At 50.7% G+C, this 25118-nt stretch carries 13 protein-coding genes and 1 CRISPR repeat array; all 13 genes read right to left on the bottom strand.

Annotation, left to right across the window (positions count from 1 at the left end):
* Positions 1 to 298 precede the first annotated feature (298 nt).
* The gene (locus CBW65_RS11320; protein WP_087456910.1) at positions 299 to 1372 is read right to left on the bottom strand and encodes an AAA family ATPase; all 1074 of its coding nucleotides are present in this window, start codon (positions 1370 to 1372) and stop codon (positions 299 to 301) included.
* A gap of 274 nt (positions 1373 to 1646) precedes the next feature.
* Positions 1647 to 8202: direct repeats of the CRISPR family, unit length 37 nt; unit sequence CTTGCAGTCCCCTTCAACTCGGGTCTCTCATTGGTAC.
* 223 nt (positions 8203 to 8425) lie between these two features.
* Positions 8426 to 8557, bottom strand: coding sequence for a hypothetical protein (locus CBW65_RS25070; RefSeq protein ID WP_269768014.1), 132 nt, complete (start codon positions 8555 to 8557; stop codon positions 8426 to 8428).
* The gene (locus tag CBW65_RS11315; protein WP_087456909.1) at positions 8554 to 9870 is read right to left on the bottom strand and encodes a tetratricopeptide repeat protein; all 1317 of its coding nucleotides are present in this window, start codon (positions 9868 to 9870) and stop codon (positions 8554 to 8556) included. The genes CBW65_RS25070 and CBW65_RS11315 overlap by 4 nt, the downstream gene beginning before the upstream one ends.
* 81 nt (positions 9871 to 9951) lie before the next feature.
* On the bottom strand, positions 9952 to 11991 hold the full coding sequence (cas3, locus tag CBW65_RS11310; protein WP_087456908.1) for a type I-D CRISPR-associated helicase Cas3': 2040 nt from the start codon (positions 11989 to 11991) through the stop codon (positions 9952 to 9954).
* Positions 11988 to 12698, bottom strand: a complete 711-nt coding sequence (cas5d, locus tag CBW65_RS11305) for a type I-D CRISPR-associated protein Cas5/Csc1 (RefSeq protein WP_087456907.1) — start codon at positions 12696 to 12698, stop codon at positions 11988 to 11990. Before cas5d ends, cas3 begins: the two co-directional genes overlap by 4 nt.
* Positions 12695 to 13633, bottom strand: a complete 939-nt coding sequence (gene cas7d / locus CBW65_RS11300) for a type I-D CRISPR-associated protein Cas7/Csc2 (RefSeq protein WP_087456906.1) — start codon at positions 13631 to 13633, stop codon at positions 12695 to 12697. The genes cas5d and cas7d overlap by 4 nt, the downstream gene beginning before the upstream one ends.
* Positions 13630 to 14286 carry a hypothetical protein gene (locus CBW65_RS11295; protein WP_087456905.1) on the bottom strand — a complete coding sequence of 219 codons (657 nt, stop codon included), beginning with the start codon at positions 14284 to 14286 and terminating at the stop codon, positions 13630 to 13632. Before CBW65_RS11295 ends, cas7d begins: the two co-directional genes overlap by 4 nt.
* Positions 14283 to 17003: a hypothetical protein gene (locus tag CBW65_RS11290; RefSeq protein WP_087456904.1), complete on the bottom strand. Its 2721-nt coding sequence runs from the start codon at positions 17001 to 17003 to the stop codon at positions 14283 to 14285. The genes CBW65_RS11295 and CBW65_RS11290 overlap by 4 nt, the downstream gene beginning before the upstream one ends.
* Positions 17004 to 17320: 317 nt before the next feature.
* A complete protein-coding gene (cas6, locus tag CBW65_RS11285) occupies positions 17321 to 18286 on the bottom strand; it encodes a CRISPR system precrRNA processing endoribonuclease RAMP protein Cas6 (protein ID WP_087456903.1) in 966 nt (321 codons plus the stop codon).
* A 154-nt stretch (positions 18287 to 18440) separates the two neighbouring features.
* On the bottom strand, positions 18441 to 21647 hold the full coding sequence (locus CBW65_RS11280) for a UvrD-helicase domain-containing protein (protein WP_198299812.1): 3207 nt from the start codon (positions 21645 to 21647) through the stop codon (positions 18441 to 18443).
* 1 nt (position 21648) lies between these two features.
* Positions 21649 to 24288 (bottom strand): PD-(D/E)XK nuclease family protein, encoded by a 2640-nt coding sequence (locus CBW65_RS11275; protein WP_087456901.1) that lies wholly within the window; start codon positions 24286 to 24288, stop codon positions 21649 to 21651.
* The gene (gene cas4, locus CBW65_RS11270) at positions 24275 to 24880 is read right to left on the bottom strand and encodes a CRISPR-associated protein Cas4 (RefSeq protein ID WP_087456900.1); all 606 of its coding nucleotides are present in this window, start codon (positions 24878 to 24880) and stop codon (positions 24275 to 24277) included. Before cas4 ends, CBW65_RS11275 begins: the two co-directional genes overlap by 14 nt.
* Positions 24864 to 25118 (bottom strand): CRISPR-associated endonuclease Cas2, encoded by a 255-nt coding sequence (gene cas2, locus CBW65_RS11265; protein WP_087456899.1) that lies wholly within the window; start codon positions 25116 to 25118, stop codon positions 24864 to 24866. Before cas2 ends, cas4 begins: the two co-directional genes overlap by 17 nt.

Below are 25118 nucleotides of genomic sequence, written 5' to 3'. Positions count from 1 at the left end.
TAAGAAGGGAAAGGATTCGTTATGAGCGATCTGAAAATCCTGATTGGTTCTTACATCATTTTTGTCCTGTTACGACTGTTTTTCCAGCGCGAGAGACAAAAGGGCTGGGTACTGAAAGCATTCATCGAAATCCTACTGTTTGGCCTGATTGTAACTCTCTTCGTCAAATTCTTCGATTAAAGCAAAAACAAGAGCCCTTTTCGGTCTTGAGGAAAAGGGCTCTTGTTTAATTCAGGTCAATTCGGTCCCTCTACTCGGGTCTCTCAATGTTGCCGACCTTGGATGACATAGAGCTGGTTTACAGGCATAATTTACCTCCCTGTATCCGATACATATCTTCATCCGGAATCAGATTCTGAAGGTAGGTAGAATGGCTTGTGATGATGTATTGACAGTCGTCCCCCATTTTATTCAATGCCAGGAAGAGCGCCTGCTGCTCCGGCGGATGCAAATGCAGTTCCAATTCATCGATCAAAACGATCGAATGTGCGATCTGTTGGCGAATGAACTCATAAAGTACACAGAATATCGCCTGTTCACCAGAAGACATTTCGCTCACATCATATTTTTTGTTTTGTCGACTTAACAAAAAGTAGTAATCTTCTAAGTCGGAAGCAAGCTCGTGCATCGCTTCCGGACCTTCAAACCGGGTTCCTGAGAAGATTTTCGAAAATTGGCCTTCCAGCCACTCAATATAGTCAAGCTTTGCTTTGTTCCCTAATACAGACCTGTGGAACCACCATCCCACAAGATACATCCGCAGAGCGCCTGCTCCTGCTGCCCAACTTGTTGTTTGTGCGTCCTTCGCAGTTTGAGAGCCACTGGCAAGGTTCCTGTATTGATCAAACCAAAATACATCTCCTACCCCATGGAACAAATCACGGAAATGCGGGTCGCGTGAGAGTAATGATTTGATGTAGCAGCGACCAAGGAACTGCATTTTTGCACTCAAACCTTCCTCAGCCCTTACATCACCATCTTCATAAACCAAGGTGACCCTTTTCTCGTGGCCAGGTTCAACAAGTCTTCTTTTTTCCTCGTCCGGGAGGCCCTGCCGCCAGATGCTAAACAATTTATGTACCGATTCAATCTCACGATCGTCAAACTCAATCTCGACAACGATTTTCGTTTTCCCAAGCGAACTCATCCGACCAGGCAAAAATCCGTGCCATTGAAATTGGTCGGCGCTCCATGTTTTTCTTGTTGCCATGGAGATAACGAGAGCAATCGCTTGCAACACAGTGGTTTTGCCCGAACCGTTATCACCAAAAATGGTAGTCACTTTTCGTATTTCCTCATATTCATTCACAAAAGGAACTTCTAACTGTTCGATTCCTTTGAAATTGCTTATCGAAACTTTCCTTATTTTCAAGGCACTTCCCTCCTTGTCCTAACGTCGAACTGTTGTAGAATTCTAGATTAACTTTCCGAAGTCTCTCGATATGGATCCTTGATGATACATGACAAATGCTCCGGCATAAGTTTTATTTCCGCTTTCAGTCCCCTGTACACAAGCATTCCAATGTAACGAGTGACTAACTGTTTTCCCTTACTTCCATAATATCACTTGCAGTCCCCTTCTACACGGGTCTCTAGCAAAATGGATACGATTGCGTTAAATCAAAGCGCAGCAAACCTCTTGCCCGCATTCAGTCCCCTTTAACTCGGGTCTCTCAATGTGACGGTTGACAGCGGCCGTTGCCCCGGCCTCCTCGAGGCGCTTTCAGTCCCCTTCTACTCGGGTCTCTCAATGGTACTACCAGCAACACGACGAGCAGCATTTTTATCCGAATGTCTTGCAGTCCCCTTCAACTCGGGTCTCTCATTGGTACGCGCGATGGCGAGGTTTTTCTGCCAATCATGAACCGCAACTTGCAGTCCCCTTCAACTCGGGTCTCTCATTGGTACGTTGCGAAATACCGGAAGGGGCGGAATATCCGATTCTCTTGCAGTCCCCTTCAACTCGGGTCTCTCATTGGTACTCTATCGTTTCCTGTCGCGCCACTCCGCGAAGTTCCTCTTGCAGTCCCCTTCAACTCGGGTCTCTCATTGGTACATTGTATCGTCGTCAAGGACAGCATGGATGAAATCACTTGCAGTCCCCTTCAACTCGGGTCTCTCATTGGTACGCAATGAATTGGTATCAATCCGGCAGCAGTTATACATGCTTGCAGTCCCCTTCAACTCGGGTCTCTCATTGGTACGCACATGCGTTTTGACGAACTGTTGCAATTCATCGAACTTGCAGTCCCCTTCAACTCGGGTCTCTCATTGGTACGAAGTGCGGTGGCTGATGATATCAGCGGTTTTATTGGCTTGCAGTCCCCTTCAACTCGGGTCTCTCATTGGTACGGTCATTGGTGTATATCGCAGCCCAAAGGGGTACGACTTGCAGTCCCCTTCAACTCGGGTCTCTCATTGGTACCGCCAGATTGACCTCCGAAAGTTTCGTTGTATCCATGACTTGCAGTCCCCTTCAACTCGGGTCTCTCATTGGTACAAGAATGACCATCACTGTTTTAGAGCAGTGAATTAAAGCTTGCAGTCCCCTTCAACTCGGGTCTCTCATTGGTACCGGACATTTGTATATCGAAGAGAAAAATGTACAGCACTTGCAGTCCCCTTCAACTCGGGTCTCTCATTGGTACGCCTGTATAAGAGGTCTTCCACCGCGAATCTACTTTTGCTTGCAGTCCCCTTCAACTCGGGTCTCTCATTGGTACGTTTCGGCATCCACTGTCTCAATCCGTACCTGCACCCCTTGCAGTCCCCTTCAACTCGGGTCTCTCATTGGTACTTCCGGCCCGCGGCAGTATACGCGATTGCGTTTTGCCGCTTGCAGTCCCCTTCAACTCGGGTCTCTCATTGGTACGAACGCCCTTGGTTTATTCGCCAACAACGGACTGAACTTGCAGTCCCCTTCAACTCGGGTCTCTCATTGGTACTGCTTGCATGGCAGATGCACGTCGACTTCTACGAGCCCTTGCAGTCCCCTTCAACTCGGGTCTCTCATTGGTACTGCTACCGCCGAAAGCATTCTAAATCTCACAGCAAAGGCTTGCAGTCCCCTTCAACTCGGGTCTCTCATTGGTACGAAGCCGCATACGACGAGTTCAAGGCCGAAGTAAGCCTTGCAGTCCCCTTCAACTCGGGTCTCTCATTGGTACAGCACCTACACCACGTATTTCCGAGAGCTCTTGAAGCCTTGCAGTCCCCTTCAACTCGGGTCTCTCATTGGTACGCATTGGTCGCGGCCTTCCAGAAGGAGTAAAGCAAGTCTTGCAGTCCCCTTCAACTCGGGTCTCTCATTGGTACGGCTAAGAGCTTCCGCAAAGGTGATAATTTTTGCCGCTTGCAGTCCCCTTCAACTCGGGTCTCTCATTGGTACTACTAGTTGTGTTTTCTAACCAACCTATTCCCGTACACTTGCAGTCCCCTTCAACTCGGGTCTCTCATTGGTACGCGTCGGATTGCGCCTGCGGTTGCGGCAGGTTACGACTTGCAGTCCCCTTCAACTCGGGTCTCTCATTGGTACAGCGAGTTCTACCGTGAGGCGTTCGTTCTCTTCGACTTCTTGCAGTCCCCTTCAACTCGGGTCTCTCATTGGTACGAATATGCGTACCTCGACCGGTGGGAAATGCATTATCCTTGCAGTCCCCTTCAACTCGGGTCTCTCATTGGTACTTTTTTAAGAACAACTGCCTTGATCTCGCGCAAGTCCCTTGCAGTCCCCTTCAACTCGGGTCTCTCATTGGTACGATTCGGGCGTATATGGCGGACGCGGCGCACCTGAAACTTGCAGTCCCCTTCAACTCGGGTCTCTCATTGGTACAGATTTCGTTTTGCAGCGTGAAGCGCTCTTGATACTCTTGCAGTCCCCTTCAACTCGGGTCTCTCATTGGTACGACGAAAACACGACGCCGCATCTCGCAATCTCGATGACTTGCAGTCCCCTTCAACTCGGGTCTCTCATTGGTACACACAAGGATCAAATATGGCTCTCTCTTGCGTTTGTTCCTTGCAGTCCCCTTCAACTCGGGTCTCTCATTGGTACGGACGTAACACATGAAACGGGTGAGTTTGCGACACCCTTGCAGTCCCCTTCAACTCGGGTCTCTCATTGGTACCAAACGCGGGCGGAATGAACTGGACAAAGTAAATCTTACTTGCAGTCCCCTTCAACTCGGGTCTCTCATTGGTACAGGACGTGCCGCTCGACCAGGCGTTTGAGATTTTTACTTGCAGTCCCCTTCAACTCGGGTCTCTCATTGGTACCGGAGATCAGCACGTATGATGATGTCTGCGACGATTGCGCTTGCAGTCCCCTTCAACTCGGGTCTCTCATTGGTACGATCCAGCGCGGATGTACCTTCTCGGGTGCGCTAATCTTGCAGTCCCCTTCAACTCGGGTCTCTCATTGGTACTATGCTAGGATAGAAGGAGCTCATATTTTGTCGAAGGCTTGCAGTCCCCTTCAACTCGGGTCTCTCATTGGTACGGCGAGATGGCAACGGCAGACGTGCCGACCGCTCCCTCTTGCAGTCCCCTTCAACTCGGGTCTCTCATTGGTACTTCAAAGGTGTAACGGCAGATGGCGGTGGCTTCCTTGCTTGCAGTCCCCTTCAACTCGGGTCTCTCATTGGTACCCCCCGAGGTCGTTGAATCGCCAAGAATCGACTTGCAGCTTGCAGTCCCCTTCAACTCGGGTCTCTCATTGGTACTCGAGGCTGACGCTGTCAGTCGAGTCGAAGTTGCGCTCTTGCAGTCCCCTTCAACTCGGGTCTCTCATTGGTACGGGCCGTGACGTTGATCATCGGCGGCGGGCCACTCGCTTGCAGTCCCCTTCAACTCGGGTCTCTCATTGGTACTGTTACTTACAAGGATCTTGACGGCAATGGAGTGACTCTTGCAGTCCCCTTCAACTCGGGTCTCTCATTGGTACCTCTTTCACGATTGCAATGTAATGATCGACGTTTACAGCTTGCAGTCCCCTTCAACTCGGGTCTCTCATTGGTACGGCATCGAGATCCCGCTCGCGGTTTCACTTACACCGTCTTGCAGTCCCCTTCAACTCGGGTCTCTCATTGGTACGGTGAGCGGTGCGTTCGCTCTGCTGACCGGGCCGGTCCTTGCAGTCCCCTTCAACTCGGGTCTCTCATTGGTACCCAGTGCATCGTTTACCAGTAGCGTTTCAACCCCATCCTTGCAGTCCCCTTCAACTCGGGTCTCTCATTGGTACTTTGGGCTATCCTGGTCGAAGTTTTAAAGCTGCGTGTCTTGCAGTCCCCTTCAACTCGGGTCTCTCATTGGTACTGTTACCGTTTGTGCAACGCTCTTATCACCTACGTCCCTTGCAGTCCCCTTCAACTCGGGTCTCTCATTGGTACATCCAGCAATTACCGCCTGGTCTACAAAGGTGGCTCACTTGCAGTCCCCTTCAACTCGGGTCTCTCATTGGTACAACGCGAAAAGAAAGAACCGACCCTGCTTCAAAAATCCTTGCAGTCCCCTTCAACTCGGGTCTCTCATTGGTACTCTTGCGGGAATGCTAGGCGAGAGTGAGGACTTTGACCTTGCAGTCCCCTTCAACTCGGGTCTCTCATTGGTACTATCAACGGAAGGAGGTGATATCACCATGAATCGTTCTTGCAGTCCCCTTCAACTCGGGTCTCTCATTGGTACGAAGTCTTTGCCGGTATGTCTTACCGATCTTGACCCCTCCTTGCAGTCCCCTTCAACTCGGGTCTCTCATTGGTACCTAATGAGTCCGGTGTACCTTGTTTGCTCTCAAAGTCCTTGCAGTCCCCTTCAACTCGGGTCTCTCATTGGTACTCCTGGGCATCTCCGAGATCCAGGTGAGAACAAACGTCTTGCAGTCCCCTTCAACTCGGGTCTCTCATTGGTACTTCGTTTGTCGAGTGTTTCAGTAAAGTTTGTAGTCACTTGCAGTCCCCTTCAACTCGGGTCTCTCATTGGTACTCGTCTGCGTTTTGGAACGCCATTGAATCGCATTTGGCTTGCAGTCCCCTTCAACTCGGGTCTCTCATTGGTACGACGGAAAAAACTCTGTCAGGTGCAGCCGATGAAACTCTTGCAGTCCCCTTCAACTCGGGTCTCTCATTGGTACCTCCCGGAGCGCAAAGCTGTAAAGCAACGGGTTCTTTTCTTGCAGTCCCCTTCAACTCGGGTCTCTCATTGGTACGTGATGGAGCAGTGCTGCAGCACTACAGCTGGGAATCTTGCAGTCCCCTTCAACTCGGGTCTCTCATTGGTACGAACGTCGAACACTCCGGAAAACATGGCCGGTATCCATGCTTGCAGTCCCCTTCAACTCGGGTCTCTCATTGGTACCGCCCGTTCCCCAAGGCCCGCCGGTGCCAGTCCCCTACTTGCAGTCCCCTTCAACTCGGGTCTCTCATTGGTACGAAGGCGATGACGACGTTCGGGCGAAGGCGAGCCGATCTTGCAGTCCCCTTCAACTCGGGTCTCTCATTGGTACGCGCTGGTTATGGACGTTTGGAGTTTCCTAAAGCCGACTTGCAGTCCCCTTCAACTCGGGTCTCTCATTGGTACGCGCTGGTTATGGACGTTTGGAGTTTCCTAAAGCCGACTTGCAGTCCCCTTCAACTCGGGTCTCTCATTGGTACTGTATCATCCGCATCTACATATCGTGGCGTACGTACACTTGCAGTCCCCTTCAACTCGGGTCTCTCATTGGTACCATAGTTCTCCGCTGCTTGTTGCTGCCAGTACCAGTACTTGCAGTCCCCTTCAACTCGGGTCTCTCATTGGTACAACGCCCGATCTGCGTAAGTCCGAATGCGCTTAACTTCTTGCAGTCCCCTTCAACTCGGGTCTCTCATTGGTACTCAAACACTCATCAACCCGGACACATTGGAGCAATGGTCTTGCAGTCCCCTTCAACTCGGGTCTCTCATTGGTACGAAAGAGAGTCGGTTCGGCTACTCGGAGTACCAAAACTTGCAGTCCCCTTCAACTCGGGTCTCTCATTGGTACGAGCGCCGTCAGCGAGATCCTGCCGCCGTCTCCATAGGACTTGCAGTCCCCTTCAACTCGGGTCTCTCATTGGTACGTCCCGGTGGCAGAAGGATAGCCGGTTTTTGACTTCCCTTGCAGTCCCCTTCAACTCGGGTCTCTCATTGGTACCTCGGCAAGCACCTCGGCCTGTGGACTGAGAAGCCGACTTGCAGTCCCCTTCAACTCGGGTCTCTCATTGGTACCAAAGGGCAACCTGACCCCGGAGCAACGAACGTTCCTCTTGCAGTCCCCTTCAACTCGGGTCTCTCATTGGTACTCACAAAAGTATAGTCATTGTTCTCGGGATGTTCTCACTTGCAGTCCCCTTCAACTCGGGTCTCTCATTGGTACAAACTTCACCGATGTTAGTGTTGGTCAAGATACCCTCCTTGCAGTCCCCTTCAACTCGGGTCTCTCATTGGTACAGCATATCCGGCAAAGAAGTCAAACTAGAGGATTTTTCTTGCAGTCCCCTTCAACTCGGGTCTCTCATTGGTACACCGCTTGGCCGTGCGTTCCGCAGATCGTCGCGACGTCTTGCAGTCCCCTTCAACTCGGGTCTCTCATTGGTACATGAAAGAGCGTCTGCAGTTCGTCAATCGGTCTGCCTCTTGCAGTCCCCTTCAACTCGGGTCTCTCATTGGTACGCCGGAACCGATCGACTCACACGTCCAAGAATAGAGCTTGCAGTCCCCTTCAACTCGGGTCTCTCATTGGTACCGGGCGGTATGTGCCCGCTGTGTGAACAACCATTTGACTTGCAGTCCCCTTCAACTCGGGTCTCTCATTGGTACCCATGATCCTTGGTACCCAGCTGTACCACTCCATCCCTTGCAGTCCCCTTCAACTCGGGTCTCTCATTGGTACCATAGTACAGCCACTCCTCCTCCTGCCATGTATTTGCCTTGCAGTCCCCTTCAACTCGGGTCTCTCATTGGTACTCGTTCTGCACGGCCACAACTAGCGTTTGGTCGTCACTTGCAGTCCCCTTCAACTCGGGTCTCTCATTGGTACAGTATTGGTAGATTGGTGGAAAGGCGAAATGTCTGATCTCTTGCAGTCCCCTTCAACTCGGGTCTCTCATTGGTACTATTCGTTACAATCTTGCTCGCTGTTCTGGTGCTATGCTTGCAGTCCCCTTCAACTCGGGTCTCTCATTGGTACCGACTTTTTTGTCCGGTTAAAAACCTAGCCCTGATGCGGCTTCCACAGGCTTCAGAGCTGGTGTATTTCCCCTTCTTTTTCGAGGATCGTGATTTTGCAGAAAAAGTGCCTCAATCCTCGAAACCTCTTTCCATTACCCTTATTATTCCCATTCCCGAATAGGCTATCCGTTTTGGGGTAACAATGAATGGTTTAACACCATTCGCTTTATTGCATAACGACATCAACCCATATCAGCAATTACCATCGGTCCCGGACCAGGCAATGTCTCAGCCTGATTGCTTACATCTACACTCAAACCAAGTCCCAATGAGATAGACAACAGTAAACAAAGTGTCAGCATCAATTTTTTCACTTTACTCCCTCCCTTCGATACATTTTTCCAAGTAATACAACGCGCTTTCTTTCCAAGTCGAGTGCAGCATCAAGTTCTCCTAATCCACGGTAAGCATCTACAGCAACTTCCAAGGATTCCACTTGCTCAGCAATTATACCCATTTTAGCATACAGTTCCGCTGAGTTTAATGAGGTACGAACACTTTCAATATTTCTCTGACAGTTTAGAAAGTGTTTTGAACAAACCCGAAGGTATGCGGCACACTCTTCAGTTTCTTCTAAAGAATGTTGAACCACTATCTCCTTCGCCAGCTTTAGATGATTCTCGGCTTCTTCAGGAAGAAACCCTACATACAGTTCAGCCAACTTCGAGAGCACAAGCAAATAATTCTTGTGATCCCTCTCCCGCAAATAAAACTCTGCACATTTCTTCAACTCTACAATCGCGGCATCCTTGTCCTCTTTCAAAGCCAACAAAGCCGCCACATTATGCTGAACCTTTACAGCCCACGAGATCATGTTCAACCCCGTGTATAAAACGTGTGCCTGTTCGAACAGCTCCGCGGCACGTTTCTGATCTGAGGCCTCGAAATAGATCTGCCCGTTAGCAAAAAGCGTGTCTGCTACGCGCCTGACATCCTGCCTATTTTGAAAATAACGCTGTGCACGCTCCAAATAAAAAATCGCCAACTGGTGCTGTCCAAGCTTACGCAACGTATGCCCCAAGTTAAACGAAATGTAAGCGGCCTGCTCATCGTGCTCCGTAAACCGCTCTACCAAATCGTATGCTTTCTGATAGTTATAATACGCCTGCGTAAAGTCGTTCATCATAAACCGTGCATTTCCAAGCTGCTTGCGAATCTTGGCCATAACATGCACATCGTCAAACAGATGATTTTCCAACTCCGCAACAATCGGTGATAAAAGCTCGAGGGTGAGATCGTACCTGCCTTGCTGATTGTAACATTCAGAAAAGTCGATTGAAATGTCCAACTGATCCGCATGCGAAAGTTCCGCCTGCTCTCTCAGAAAATCAAGCATAGGCTCAGCCAAATCTGGTTGCTGAAGGTCTAAATAAATCTTTGCTAACTTGTGCCGGTTGTACAGTTCCATCTGATCCAGTTCATTACGCACCAATTCATGCAGATGAACTTGCAATTTTCGTGCAATATGATGAAGCAGTTCAATCGATGCTGTATTCTTCCCGCGCTCCAGTTGGCTAATCATCGAAACAGTGACAAAGCCATCCGCCAAGTCGCCTTGGCTCATGCCTCGCTCCAGACGGAGTCTTCTGATTTTTTCCCCTATCGTTTCTGTCATAACATTATTCAATTGGCGACTCCTCCCTTACACCTCTCACTATAAATATAACATATACTTTTGTAAAAAAGGAATCGCTCTCATTGATTTATTTCACAAATGAGAAATCGGCATGTTTCTATTACGATTCGTCAGAAAAAAAAGAGCGCTCAACAAGAGTGCATGACCGCCAAAGGCTGCGATTTCGTCCTTCCCGGCCACATCCCAAGTTTCGATCCGCCAATCTAAAACATGCAGTACGTCACGCTTCGGTACCGTTATATAGATCATCGGAATTCCTTTTAGATACGGATGAGAGACCACAGTGCCTTCCTCATTCACAAATGTTAGGTCGAAGGGATCAACTTCTGCCATTTTGCGGTTCTCAGTAAGCTGAATCCGCACTTCAGTCTTTTTCTTTTTACCAAATGTCTGGACCTTCGCAGAAAAATGGCCTTTCTTTTTCTTTGAAGTCACTTGGTAAAACTCTAGTCCTACTCCCTGTTCCAGAACCCGCTTTAAATCTGCCGTAAATTCACCTGCCCTCGGTGATCTGCCTAACCAAAGCTCACGTGAACTGTTTACCCAAACACTGTAGTTACCACTTCGAAAAGAAGGTGAATTGATGAGCACTTCTACCCAAGGTCCAATCTGCTTTGAAAATTGCCTCCCGAGCTGTATGAAGTCAGCCTTATTCATCCAGTCAGACAGACATCCTAAATATACTTGGAATATCTCCAACAGCTTCTGCTTGGCAGACTCCTGTTGTTCCTCTGTCAAATTCCAGGTTGCCTCAAGTTCACGGTTTCCTCTTTCAATCAAACAGTAGGCGCTCAAGAGTCCTTCCTTGCTCACCACAAACCAAGCCATGTCATCAGCTAACACATAAGACCGTCGAACCCAATTTTCCAACTCTGAGCGTCCAATCTCATTGGGTAACTCTGTGAGTGATTGACTGATACGATGGTCAGCAAAAAGCAATACCTTACCAAATCGGTGCCGTCCTGCACGACCTATGCGCTGAAGGAAGGACGATGCGTTGGACGCTTCAAAAAACAGAGTGGAGCAATCAAAGTCTACACCTACCTCAATCGCGGATGTCCCCACTACGATTCTCTTGCCCATCAACGAGCGCTCCTTGGAATTTATCAATCCCCGATAGGAAGCTATCTCTTCGATGGAAATCTCCAAGTTAACTAACTCTTCCTCTATTCGCATCGCCTGTATGACCGAATTTACAATGATCACCAAGGGCACTGGGTCTTCTTCCGAGGAGAGAGGTTGTTGGCGCAGCTCATTAAGCCTTTTTTTAACTTCGGCCATGACGGAAACAACGATATCCTCCGTAAGCACCGCTTGCAGATCTAATGGATGCATAACTTCTCGGTAGCCCTGCACCTTGTAACGACCGGGGTCTGCTGTAACCAGAGTTGGATTAAAGAGTTTTTCTACATATCCTGAGGTTTTTTCACTCGGAGTTGCTGAAAGAAACAGGAGTCGTTGGAAAACATTCAGACTCCGCAGGTAATGGATCAGAAACAACAAATGCGACAATTCAAGTCCGCTGTACAAATGAAACTCATCCACAACAAGAGTTGTAAACACGAAGCTTTGTAAGTAGCCGATTGACTTTGCCGAATTTGAATATTTCATCCCGCTCAGTAGGAACAGAACATCCGGGTTCGTGACAATGATCTTTGGCTTATCGATCGCAAGCAAATGAACAATTGCCTCACCCTTGGTTTTGAGCGGAACATCCTTATTTACATACTGAAAATGATCCAGGGTATCTCCATTGAGCACAAGAATCAACGTGTCTGACTCTTGCAGACTTACAGAATCATAAGGAGCGCTTCCATCCAGAACCAAAACCTTTTTCCCAAGACTGCTGCCAATCCCTTGCAGGCTCTGTACTTGATCTTCAAGCAGGGCGTTTGTGGGATAGACAAACACAGCAGATTCGCCTTTTGCAAATACAGGGAAAGCGGCAGTGGCCGTTTTCCCTGATCCAGTACGAGTTGTTATGAAAAAGCACGCTTCATTGTCCCATTCTTCAAGCACTCGAGCTTGATGGGCATAAGGTTTTCGACCCGTAGCGAACTGGTCGTATGTGCTGCTCTCTACAAGAGCGAGTTGATACCCTTCGACTCTCATTTTTCACCGTCCCAATCCAGCAATCGACGAGGAACCACAACTTCATGTCCACTTCCACGCACAACCAAACCCTGACGAATGTAAGCATCGTCCGCCAAGAAAGAAGGCGGTATGGAAACCATGCGATACTGCTCGAACTCACCAACTACATCCAAAGGATTGACCAAATGAGTGGGACGAGCCAGTTCGACTTTGACTGGCCCTTGGTGTTTTACTTCCTCCCATTTCAAAACGCAAGGAGCTCTTTTCTTGCCAAGCCGGATCATTCGCGGTGGAATCTCCCCTTTTCGGCTGAACAGATAAAACTCAAACTCTGTAGCCGGAGCAGGAGCTAATACATGTCGAGTGCCCATTTTGGGGGAATTGGTTTTTTCAAAGTTTGGTGTTTCCGTGGTTTGCGTCATCGTGTCGATGGCATTCCAAGTAAACTTCAACCTTGCGAATCTCTTCGCTTTGGCAGGAGTTGCGTACCAGTCCATCTGTTCCAAGTCCAACTCGTATGTCGGTTGATCCGAAAATGATACCGCTCGCTCATACCTGCTGACCGCATAGGATAAAGCGTAGTTGTGAATCGCCGGTTCGGTGACAGTGACCGCACCGGCATCGAACGAAGCAAACCACAGGATATCATGCGGGATCAGCTTCACATGAAAGATACGCATTTGCGGGTCGCGAAAATGAGCCTGCGTCGAAACGCCAGTACTCATTTCGATTCCTGCTCCTTACGCATCTGTTTGATGTGGTCAAACGCTGCCGTGAGAAACTCTCGATCCAAAGGTTGTTTCCGTGCAGTTTCCAACACTTGCGAGAGTTCTTCCGAGTTCAAGACACGAATTTTTTCCGGGTTTCCTGCGCCTTCAGCATATCTTTGGATGATCCGCTCCACATAACCTTCATTCATTTCATCCGCAGCCTGCATTTCGAGTGTGAACTCAAGTGGTGTCATCACTTCCTCCCAACCAGCAGCGATCCCCACAACATGGTTCCGAATATCGCCGCCGATCCGGCTTTCCGCTCCATATTTATGAGAAGAAAGAAGTGTTTTCAATACCAGTACAACTTCTAGCCAAGTAACACCGGTCAAGGTAACAATGGAAGGAAAAAACGTCCCCGGTTTTACGGCAACACGTTCCCCCAGTGTTTGGCCTGTTGTTTGTGACTGGTCACTGATACCGTTAAAAGTGATCGCTTCGCGGAGGTCGTCTACGGAATCAAGCGAGAACGCAGTAGAGTAGGCGATCCGGTGCTTGATATTCGATTTCGTTTTTTTGGAGGAAGAAGCATTCGTTCCCCCGAAAAGACCGCACCGTGGGCATTCAAGGCAGAGATGATCCTTCAGGTAGCACTCCTCGATCTTATATCCGGCATCTTCAGCCGAAGTCCTCAGCAATCTCTCCAATTGGCGCGATTCTACAGCCTTTTGCTTGCTGCCCAAGAAAGCAACACGAGTTTTGACTTCCCCCAACCCAATCATAGCCGGTGTAACAATCGTATTGATTTCCCGGTCTTCCTCGGTACGGAGAACGGTATAATCCAGCACTTCCCGATAGAGATAAATCTGAATGGTCTTCAGACCGGTGATTGCTTTCGGTTGTTCCACAAAATAGTTTTTCAACAGCTCAAATGCGTTCGGAATCTTCATGCTTGTGTATCCTCCTCATCCATGTCCTCTTCAAGAAGTACCTCTTTTAATTTTGCAAGGTACTCGGCAATTTCAGCTTTGATCTTTGGATTTTTATCATACTTAGAAGTAGGGAAAGGAATCTTTTCCCACGTCACCGAAGTATCGTCCCATGCTTCCGCCAACTCTTCCGGAGTATCATACTTCGTCTGCAAATAGGCACGGAAACGTTCCAGCCCTTTGACCAGATTTTCTTTACGTGCTTTTTCCAATCGGAAGTAGATCACAGCATCAACAGTTTCCAAAATACGCTTGTGGTCGGCCGGAGAAGTATTAGGATCATCCAATACTTCGGTAAGTTTGAAGACACCTTCTTTTAACGAATTGAATTGCTCCACCGTGATCGAGGTAGACTTCTGTCCTTCAAAGGGCTTAGCAGTCATTTCATGAATGCGAATCGCTTCCCCTAATACCTGGTCGCCTCTTTTTCCTGAACGCATACGGGACAACAGCTTACCGATCGGCCCCATCTTGCCATGCTTTGATTCCTTCGACTTTTCAGTACGGAAAGAGTGCAAATAGCGGGCAAATGCCTCAGCTGCTTCCTGTAAACGAGCATCTTTGGTTGGATCGCTACCTTGTTTTCGTTTGACAACAATCAGCGCTCGAATCATGCTAATACCTCCTGTATTTTTTGGATCTGTTCCCATTCAAAGAGGGATACGACGTGCTTATTCCCTTGTTTGGCTTCGATGCGTCTAAGCAACTGTCCCGGATAAGTGAATGCAAGGATTCTTGGAATGTCGTCTCGTTCTGGAAAACCCACCGCTTCTTTCAACAAAATCGCACCTTGAATGGCACGGCGCCATGTCAGCGCTTCGTGCTCAAGCAGCCAAGAAGCGGAGGAACCCGGGCTCTGTTTTCTCGCCTCAATAATCTCCTTACGAACTCGCGGATGGTCAGGCACATATACACTTCCGCTCATACCTTCTACCAAGAGATGCACAGATTCCAAATCATTCAGGACTGCGACCGACATCCCAAGATATTCTGCAAAAAGTGTAGCGAGGAACAACTGCTTGTACGCATACTTCGCCTCTCCGTCCCCATCATTTTTCAGTGCCGAATCCCGGCTCATCGGAGGAATGGTCGGGAAAAGAATGAAGTTCGGAGTTTGATAAATCGCCTTGATCGGTGATGAAGTTCGGACGGCAAGCCTTACCTCTTCAAAAGACGGCTCGTCCACATGCTTTCCATCGAGCAAGGCATCAAGCAGTTCATCAAATGATGAGTAGGAGGCGTTTGCAAAGGCATTGCCGAGTTCTAAATCATCACCACACAGATCCGTCAATATACTCAACAGGTTCTTTCGCTCTTCCTTTAAGCGATCTTTTGACTTTGTGTAAACAAAGAGATCTGCAAAGGACTCGCTCCCAAACAATTCCCCGTGGTTATCCAAATTTCGAGCAAGCATGCTTTCGAATGTCAGAGACAAAGCGTGGGTTACAGCGCCTTTCCCTTCTGTAAAGTTCCACACACTTCGTTCGAAACTCTGAATTTTCTCCTCTAGCCTTTCATCAAAAGTGAAAGGCACCTGACCCGTCGGGATAACGCAAAGGAATTCACCCGGTCTCCCTCCAAGCAGCAGTTGCTGCAGCAATCGCTCATAGTAGCATGAGCGACAAATTTGAAACTTGCTCGCATTGTAAGCGCTGATGCGATTCGAAAAGGCGGTCGCTTTGTTTACAAAATCAGAGATCGCAAGCACGCCTTCTTTAAACTCGTTGTTGCACAAAGGGCAAAGGTGAGGTACAGCTTTGCTAGAATTGACATTGGTTTTTGCCACGATCGCTGCTTGCAATTGCTCCTTAGCCAACTGGACGATATCCTTTGATGAAAATACCGGATAGTCGATGTCCTCTATGAATTGCTCGCTCATAGAACGAACAAGGGATTCCACAGTTCGCTCAATTTTGAGTTCTGCAAACACTTTTCCGGCAAGATCAGTCAAGATGTTGATCAATTTATGCCGGCGTTGTTTCTTTTCCAGGTGACCCATCTTTCCCTGAAAACCGTACTTTTCAGCATTCAGTTCCCAAAAGTAATCAACCGCAAACGCCATATCTAACGCAGGCATCAACGTGGCCGTCGTTTGCAAGGATGCATATGCCCCACTGCCAAATACTTCATCATAGCTGTGTTCTAATGCAGACAGCTTATCTTCCAGGATTGCGGACATGACATTTTTAAACATCTTGAAGATCGCCATTTCCTTACGAGCTTCCCCTAAACGCTGTGCCAAACGGATGCGGTCGGAGTCTGTAATGTCAGATGCATCAAAAATGAGTTTGGGATGATACGCTTCCGGAATTGCATTTGCTAATTTTCTGGGATCCTTTTGAGCGGCTTTTTTGGCTAACTTTGAATCGCCGGTCTCAGATAGGATCGACCGCACGTTCCAGTAAGACAGTATCGTCTCCGTGGAAACGTTTGACGCCGGCTGCTCGTTAATACGCATCTCTGCCTCAGCCAATAAAGGAGACAAATCATCAAGCGTAAACAAATCTGGTTTCACAAAGTAGGTGGCAATGATACTGCCATGCATCAGTTTTACTTTGTCTTTTGTTCCCTGCGCCATAACCTGTTCCAGTTGATGTTTGAGCTGCCCCTTAATGGCGGGCAGGTCCGGCAGTTGCGCATCTGGTTCTCTTGCGACATATAAGTTGCCAAACGGATAATACATCAGAACAGACCAACCTGCCTCTTGGAATGCGTTGCGAAGCGCGTTATGTACATAAACGGAACTTACTCCGCGCAGACGTATGGAATGATGCGCGGCCTTGCGGAGTTTAGACAAAGACTGTGATCGGTTCCACACCTCTTTGGCTGCTTGTGGCGTTTTTGCGGATGCAATTCGATCGATATCTTGCACCCATTGGGCGATCTTCCTCCACTCCGTGTCGGAGTGACCCATAAGCACCTCGAACAGGTTGTCCCCGTTCCGGTCAGAGGCCTTCATATGAAGAGATACTGCTGCGTCAAGGACAGTGGATGGAAGATTCCATTCCATCTTTTCACTGATCTGAAGAGCAACTTCTCTGGAGAGATCTACATCAATATGACCTGGGGATTTCCCACCATCCGTCATATAGGTTTGAAAAGCGGCGTGTTCTTTACCCGCATCATGAACGGCAAGAGCTAAAAGGAGGGCTTGAGTCTGTTCCTCACTTGCTGTGATAATTCCGTGCAGAAGCAGAACCTGCCCGAGATTCACCAAGGCCATGCTGTGGTCAAGAAGTGACTGTTTGTATTCCTTGTCTTTTCCAAGCAGGTACTGCCATCCTCTCGACTTCATTACGTCTCGACAAGCATTTTGAAAGGAATCGAACACTGTTTAGCCTCCTTACACTCTTGAACTAATACTTATATACCACATTTTGTTAACGTTCGCCATCCTCAATCCCCTATTAGCGGGTCAAAATTCAATGACATGTTACTGTTTTCAGTCCACTACAACGTGTCAAAAGGACGGGAGAGAAATATCCCCTCCCGCCCGTCCCTAATGCTGGACTTCCACTCTTTCAATATGGAGCGTGAACAACCCGAACACAATTAATCGAAAAACTTTCCGAATCAGCATGATCGACTACCCTCCTCCCTCAGTAACATGTGATTATTATATTCTCAGAAAGCTGCCTATATTCGATCCTACGCACCCCATGTAAGGTGCGTAGCTCCTAGTCCAAATGCAGTGGACTTCCCCATCCGAATCGCTTCTGCAAAAAGCAACCAAGGAATGAACTCTTTAAGATCCCCACGATATGTGGCTTCTCCTAAAATTCCTCCAAGAGCCATACGGGTTCCCTGCTTGGCCGAATAACGTTCCCAATCTACCCATCTGACACGGGAATCGATCATTTCAATCTGCTCCGCTTTTTGGAAAAGCTCTGAATAATTAAGTTGCAGGTCTTTTCCTCCATGATGGAAATAAAGGAGTGTGGAAACGCGTCGCACCACGTTTCGGATCAAAAGGTGAAATTCAGGAGTCGCTGTATAATGTCCTTTCCATTTGATACGTAAAGGCGTAGTAAACGAAACGGTTACTGTGTCTTCACTTATTTTCGAGGATCTCTCTAACAATTCTTTACCTGTTACAAGAACTTCTTTATGCCTAATGCGTTTTGACTTCGCATCATAGATTAAGAACGCTGACCCACTTTGTACATCAATTACTTCGACACGATGCAGAATGTAAGGCCTTCGCTCCTTTCCAATACCAACACTGCCAAGCACTTCAAATGCATGAACAAAAAATGGCACGTATGGCAGTGCATCTCCAAAAATAAACAATTCGAAGCTTAATAGTTCTCCTGGTCGAAAGTATTGCTTCCCCTCAAATTCCGTAGCAATGATGTAGGGTCTGGGCACGTTTTCATTCTTACTCAATTTTTTAGAATCTACCGGCGGCTTTGTTTCGAAAATATAGATGTACGGACAAGTGTTCTGAATTGAACACTCTGAGCATGCTTTACCAGGGAATGCACAAGTAAGTTGCTTGAATACATGTCCAAAACCACCACGAAACGCAGAAGACTTAAATGGAGGAAGTTCCAATCCCTTTTCTCCTGCCTCTAAGACAAAACGATACTTCGAAAATTTTATATCTTGAAGCATAAAATCCTCCTTGTATTGACAAACCTCGTAATCAATTATTCTTTCTTGTGCCTATAGTATATACAATACATGATCTAATGAATATGAACCTCCCCAAAACCAATGAAAATTTTAGTAGGTAAAGAATCTTTCATATTAGAAAAAACCTCCCCCCTTACGAGGAGAGGTCCCACACTTCCTGCTCTCTTTCCGCCACCAAACTCGCCCCTTTTAACAACTCCTCCCGCACTTCCTTCCCATATCCCACTTCCACAAACCGCCCCATTGCCGTCATATACACACCGACACGGTCCACCTCCCAGCCCAGCAAGCGCTCGACGGCCAGAGCGTACAGCTGGACCTGCGTGCCGTATTGCGCCATCAACTGCTCCACCTCGCGTTCCGTCTCACAACGCCGGGTCTTGTAATCCACAATCGTGGCTTTTCCGTCGTCGCGCAGCCAGAGCGCGTCGATTACGCCGTTCACTTGCAGGCCGGGCGCCAGTTCCATGGAAAAGGGCACCTCATGCTCGCGGTGGACAGCGCGGCTCATCTCTTGAAACAGTGCACTTCGCCGGTACATCGCCAACTCCTCGCGCATACGCTCCCAGACCTCGGCGGTCAAGGCGGCGTCCGCATATCCCGCCCGCGCCAAGGCAGCCGGTATTCGCTGCGCACGGATGGCCTGCTCATCATCATGAGGTGTCAAATGCTCAAACACCGCGTGCACGATCTGCCCCCACTCCTGCGGTCGCAACCCCTGTTCGCGCTGGCTGCGTGGTTGATACATCCACGGGGGTGCCTCGTTCTCCTCTTGGCCAGTTAAACGTGCCGTTAGCTCAGTGACACGCCAGATCTTTTGGGACGGGCGGAACAACAGACGCGGCACTTCCTGGCGTTCTGCTTGATCTGATTCCGTCAGCAACTCCACCGCTTCCTGCACACGAACCTTGGCAAAAACGGGGATGGACGCATCGTTTAACACCTGTGCCTTCCATCCGCGCCCGAGGATTTCTCTGTCGCAGAGCCCCTTTTCCTGCAGGTCGGGAAACAGGAACGGCAGCCAGTCCCACCAGTTCGAACACTCTTCGAGCGCACGTTTCTCCGTACAGGCAGAAGCTGCCCCCGAGAGAATCACTTTCTCCTTCGCCCTCGTAACGCCGACATAAAATAAGCGTTTTTTCTCTTCAGCCAGCGCCGCCGTTTCCCGCTGTGCAGCGGCGGCATAAGCAAGAGTTTGTCCGCCCTGTTTCGCCACCGACCGAATGGCCAGTCCCTGCTGTTCACAGAGATGGAAGCGTTTCATCATCGCGCTTTGACGGTGCGTGAGATCCGGCAGGCAGACGATGGGGAACTCAAGCCCTTTGGCGGCATGTATCGTCATAATTTTGACGGCGTTTTGCTCTTGTGTCCGGGATCGTCCCGAGACTTTTTCCCCGGCGGCTTCCAGGTCGCGCCACCAAGCCAGCAGTGCATCCAATGTCACAATGCCATGCTCTTCGCCTTCTTCTGCCAGCTGTACCAAGATACCAAGCGAACGCCCGCCGATTTTGGCTTCCAACCGCTCACCATAAAGCAGATGATGCAGCCAATCGGTGAGCGGCTGTGTGGACAGTTCTACTCTCCAGCGTTCGAGCTCTGCCCGCGCCGCGCTCTGCACCATCCAGAAACCCTGCACAAGCCCCGAAGCCCCCGCCAGTTTCCACAGTTCCACATCCGGCATGCGAATCAGCGGACCACGCAAGAAGCCAAGCAGAGCCACCGCGTCTTCGGGATCGGCGAGGACGCGCAGCACATGCAGAAGATCTTGAACCTCCTGACTGCTCCAAAAACGGCTGTCCTCGTGCATCACATAAGGAATACCGGAGGAATGCAGCGCCTTCGCAAATACAGCAAGATGAGTGCGCGTTTGCAACAGGATCGCTGTGTCACCCCACACGCCCGGACCTAATTGGCGCAGTCGGCGTGCCAAGAGGTGCGCTTCGCTCTCTGTCATGGAACGGCGCTCCTCGAAGGCAGGAACCAGAATCTCCAAGTCTGGGAAATCTGCCCGCACGGCCTCTTTTGTCTCTGGAACGGGCTCTGCAAACAGCGTGGCGCTGAGATCGCTGACCAGCGCATGGAGACTTGCTGTTGAACGAAAATTGTCCCTTAGCTCGAGATAGCAATCCCGTTCTCCCAATGCCGCCTGCACCGCATCAAAACCTTTGACCTCTGCGCCGCGAAAACGATAGATCGACTGGCGACGGTCACCAACCATGAAGAGGGACCCCGCAGTGTTCGTTTCTCGACGGCCTTGTTCCAGCAGTTCTAAAATCGCCTGCTGTAGCGGATTGGTGTCCTGATACTCATCGACCAGCACGTGCGAGTACAAACTGCCATAGCGCTCCCGAACGCCCTGATGCCGGCTGAGCAGGTGATACACCCGGTCCTGCAAGTCGCTAAAATCACACCAGCCGGCCGTCTGTTTGCTGGCCTCATACTCGCGATGCGTCCGGCTCATGAGATCGAACAAGGAATGACGCAGGCTAGCTGTCTGGTCGGTTAAGAGGTCTTCCCAAAGCTTTTCTTTCTTGAGTTTGCTGAGTCTGGCAAACAACGGTTTGGCAGCTTGTGCGACCGTCAGCGTCACTTCTGACATGATCGCTTCCAGCACAGGATACATCTCGGAAACTGCATCTGCGTCCCACCGTTCCGGACCGGAAGCTCGAAGTTGCGGCGAAAGACCGTTCCACAGTTTCCCGATCTTCTCCATGCGCAGCACTGTGCCCGGAGCCGTGACAACTCGGCTCTGCTCAAATTCCTGCAAGGCTCGCAACGACTCCTGCAAAGATGACCATGCGCGCTTGCGCAAGTCCATGGCAGTCTGCTCTGTCTGCACACGCCACTCATCCCACGTCAGGGGGCGCTCCCGCCCTTTTTGCATCAGTGCCAAAAGGATGTCCGCAAGGTCAACGCTTTGCACCTGCTGCAAAAGCAGTCCGATCTGCGGATCTTCCGACTCGCGCAGTTGTTGCATCACCAGTCGGCGCAAGAGATGCTTGGCTCTGGAATCAGGCAGAATGGAAAAAGCCGGGTCCACATCTGCCAACAGAGGGTTCTCACGCAAAATCTGCCCGCAAAAGCGGTGAAAGGTCAACACGTGCAGGTCGGCCTGCCCAGTTCTGATTCTGGCGAGGATGCGTTCTTTCATCTCAGCTGCTGCCTGATCGGTAAAGGTAAGCGCTGCAATTTTCTCGGGCGGGCATCCGTGCTGTTCCACGAGGTGGGCAAAACGTTCGACCAGTACCCTCGTCTTGCCCGATCCCGCTCCGGCCGACACGAGAATTCGTTCGCCTTTGGCTTCAACCGCTTGCTGTTGCATTTTCGTCAACTCGATCAAGTTAGGCATCCCCCTGTCGCACTTCTTCATGTCTGCAGACCTGTCGCAAAGAGCAGGTCTTGCACTCGCTCGCTTTCCAAGGACGAGGCATCACATCGCCTGCCACGAGCCGGTCGGTCACTTGCAAGACGTCGTCTTTCAAACGATCTGCAAAACTTTGAAAATCGCTGCCATCCGCTTCGAAGCTGATCTCGCCCCCGTCCCCTGCTTCGCGAAGAACGGCATAGCGCCCCTGTTTCGGCAGGACCGTCCCTGCCGCAAAATGCCGGTATGCCAACAAGTACAAGGCGATCTGCCAGTCTTCTCCTTCGGCAATGGCTTTTGATGCCGGGGAGTTGGACAACTTGTAATCAATGACCGAATAGCTGCCGTTCAAGACGTCAATGCGATCCACGATCCCGCATAAGCGCATCGTCCGTTCTTCATCTTGCAACACCAAAGGTTCCGGCGTCGAATCGGCCGACATTTTTTCAGCATGCACGATGCCAAATCCCCATTCCGCATACGTTTGGATCCCTTGCCCGGCCACCCGCTCCGCCTCGCCTTGTATAAAAGCGCGAAATTCCTGTTGCATGGCGGCTTTCTGACTTTGCCAGATCGTGTCGGACAGGTGCCACCTCGCTTCAAACTGAGCCAGTTCCTCCGTAAGCAGCGCCTCGGCACGCTGCACGATCTCGTCCGTTGTGCCCTGTTCTGCAAACGTGAGACGCAGTGCGCGGTGCAGGAGATTGCCGCGGTCGAGAGCCGTGATTCCGTCCCGGCGTTCCAAATGATCGGCCACTCGCAAGGTGCGCTCGGCAAACAAACGGAAGGCGCATCGTCTGTACAAATCCAATCCGGTCACATGCAATGGAATCATCGGATCATAGAACGGCACTTCTTGTTGCGGAGGTCTTACATAGTCCGGTCTGCGAGCCCGCTTCTTTAGCTCCACACGTTCCCGCTCCTCCGGCTCCCCGAATTCGGCCAGCAGGAAACGGCAAGGCGATGCCGGCTGCCCTCGGCCCACTTGGCGCGGGGCGAAGGCGATCACCGCTTGGGCCTGACCGCTAAACACACAGGCGAGCCGAAGCAACTGCTCCTGTTCGTGGCTATGCCGATCCGGGATCTGTCCGACCGGGAAGATCCCGCCCCGCTGGCAAAGCTCCCAGATCCAATGAGGAGCATAGGTGCCGGGAAGCAGTTCGTCAGCCATTCCGAGCAGATACAGCCTTTTAAACGTGACTCCGGCGCACTCCTCCGGCAGCAAAACAGCAAGCTCGGCGACTTTCGCCCCTTCCTGTTCAAGCGGTGTGGCGCTGACCCGTTGTTGAAACCATTGTTGAAAGCGGGGAAAAGGGATGGGCTCGTTCTGCGTGCCTGCCGCCCATGCGGTGTCGATCTCCTCCCGATGGCGCAAGAGGGTGCGGACGCTCTCCAGAGGCTGTACGTAGCGATGTTCCAGCCACCGATTCATCGCCTGGGCATAGCCCGCCCATGTCGAATTGGACGGCATTTGGCTGATCAGGCCCCGCATCACCCGAAGCATTCGCAGCCAAGATCGTGCTCCCCGCAGCCGTCTGCGCACCGGTTCGCCTTCATCAGCCTCCCCTAGATGCTCCAGCCGTTTGCTGCTGCGAGCCGCTTCGGAGTGAAAGAACCGTGACATCCGCTCCAACCCGCCGGCAATCCCGGTCAACCGCAGCTGTTCCCTGCCCCAAGCCAGTTCCTGCGAGTCCATGCCTGACACCTCAGAGAATGCGCAAGCGGCTTGCATCACGGTCTCCCGTTCACCGTCCGTCTTTTTCAACTGAAGCAACAGCAGCAGTTGCTGCACCGCTCGTTCATGGATCAACGGAATGTTCTCCGGCTGCTTCAGCCCGAAAGTGGCGCTCAGTTCCCGATTCACCCGTCTGCGGTACTCTTCATTCGGCACCACGATGGCACACTCGTTGCGATCCCTTAGATCGGACAGTAAAAATTCCACTTCCTCCGCCGCCGATTCCGCCTGGTACCAGTGAAATGCGACAGGTTCGTCCCGGTTCGCTTTTTCTTCAAAAGTGAAGTTGAGCGCAACTTCGCGGTCCAGCTCTTGGAGCGCTTGCAGCAGTTCGCGCTCACCAGCAGTGCCCGCCAGCACGCCTTCTGCCATCACCCGCTCTCCGAACCACCCCGGCAGTTCCTGCTCCCGGAGCAGGGCTGCAGCTCTCCTGTAAAGTTGCTCCGCTTCTTTATAAGGAGTGTCCGCCGTCAGCGTCCAATGGAAATAAGCGGTTGCCACCGTGTGCAGTTCCTGCAGCAACGGGTCTGGAGACTGTGCAAGCGCCTGTTCCCATCCCGCTCCTTTTCCTTTGCATAAGTCCTCTAACCAGAGCGCAATCGATTTGCTCATCCCGGGGTGCATCATCGCGGCCTGCAAGTGCGGAAGCTCCCCTTTCACCCCCAAGTGTTGCACCAGGCTCTCCACGATCTCTTCCCGGAGCGGCTGCGTCACCCGGATGTACGCCAAACCGTTTGCTTCCAGCAGTTTGTCCGTAAACTGAGCCAGCGTCAGCCACTGAATGCCGATCCAACCGCCCGCTTGCACGGTCAGTTCATGACGGCGACGCTGGAGCAGCAGCGGATGACTGGCGATAAACAGCAGTCGGTTAGCGGATGTCATTGCAGTACCTCCTGTATTCACAATCGCCGCAGCGGGCTCTCGTCTTCGGGTCGGGGAACGCTTCGTTTCGCATCATGTTGCGGATGGCGGACAGCGTATGCTGTACGTAGGTTCTCATTTCATCGGTGATGCGCACGTGCCGCACCGTCTTGCCCGGGATCTGATAGACGACACCATCGTGTACAGCTGTCCCATACGCTTCTTCCAGCAGCAGCGCGTAGGCGGCGAGTTGATACTTGACGTTCGTATGCACCGGACCCTCTTGATGTTTGAACTCGATCGGCAGATAGCGCGTCTCTTGTTTGCCCTCGTACTTCACCACCAGATCCAAGATGCCGTGCAACCCTAATCCCGGGCTGGTCACTGCCAGATGAAACATGCGCTGCCCTTCACGCAGTCCGTAGGAGCGCAGGCCGCGCCGCTTTTCCAGACGGTCCAGCTCCAGATGCTGCAACGTGCCGTGTTTCATCTTATACGTCACAGGGCGCGGCACATTGAGGACATGCTGAAAGTAGGGAATGCGCGGACAATACAAATATTGTTTGAGGTCGGTCACCGCAAGCGGGATCAGGTCTTCAGCCACAGGACACATTTTCGATCTCCTTAATCTGCTTGGCGTCTTTGTCACAAATCGGGAACATCTGGATATTGCCGACTTCAACGCCCAGCGTGGTTTTCAATCGATAGTACAGCTCCTGCATCCGATTGGGGGACAAATTCCCTTGAAAAGCGCTGTATTGGATGCGCGACAGACCGTAATCTTTAAGAGCTTCCGACACCTTGACGCGGGTGCGGTCGTTTTCAACGTCATAGATCACGAGCAATTGCAC

Source organism: Tumebacillus avium, from assembly GCF_002162355.1.
In the GTDB taxonomy this organism is placed as follows: domain Bacteria; phylum Bacillota; class Bacilli; order Tumebacillales; family Tumebacillaceae; genus Tumebacillus_A; species Tumebacillus_A avium.
Note: the sequence above shows the minus strand (reverse complement) of the source record. Positions and strands in the feature narration are given on the sequence as shown.

Bases quoted from the DNA above. Each gene is read 5' to 3' on its own strand.
- cas3 (WP_087456908.1), bottom strand. From the start codon at position 11,991: ATGAGAGTCGAAGGGTATCAACTCGCTCTTGTAGAGAGCAGCACATAC.
- cas5d (WP_087456907.1), bottom strand. From the start codon at position 12,698: ATGAGTACTGGCGTTTCGACGCAGGCTCATTTTCGCGACCCGCAAATG.
- cas7d (WP_087456906.1), bottom strand. From the start codon at position 13,633: ATGAAGATTCCGAACGCATTTGAGCTGTTGAAAAACTATTTTGTGGAA.
- CBW65_RS11295 (WP_087456905.1), bottom strand. From the start codon at position 14,286: ATGATTCGAGCGCTGATTGTTGTCAAACGAAAACAAGGTAGCGATCCA.
- cas6 (WP_087456903.1), bottom strand. From the start codon at position 18,286: ATGCTTCAAGATATAAAATTTTCGAAGTATCGTTTTGTCTTAGAGGCA.
- CBW65_RS11275 (WP_087456901.1), bottom strand. From the start codon at position 24,288: ATGACATCCGCTAACCGACTGCTGTTTATCGCCAGTCATCCGCTGCTG.
- cas4 (WP_087456900.1), bottom strand. From the start codon at position 24,880: ATGTGTCCTGTGGCTGAAGACCTGATCCCGCTTGCGGTGACCGACCTC.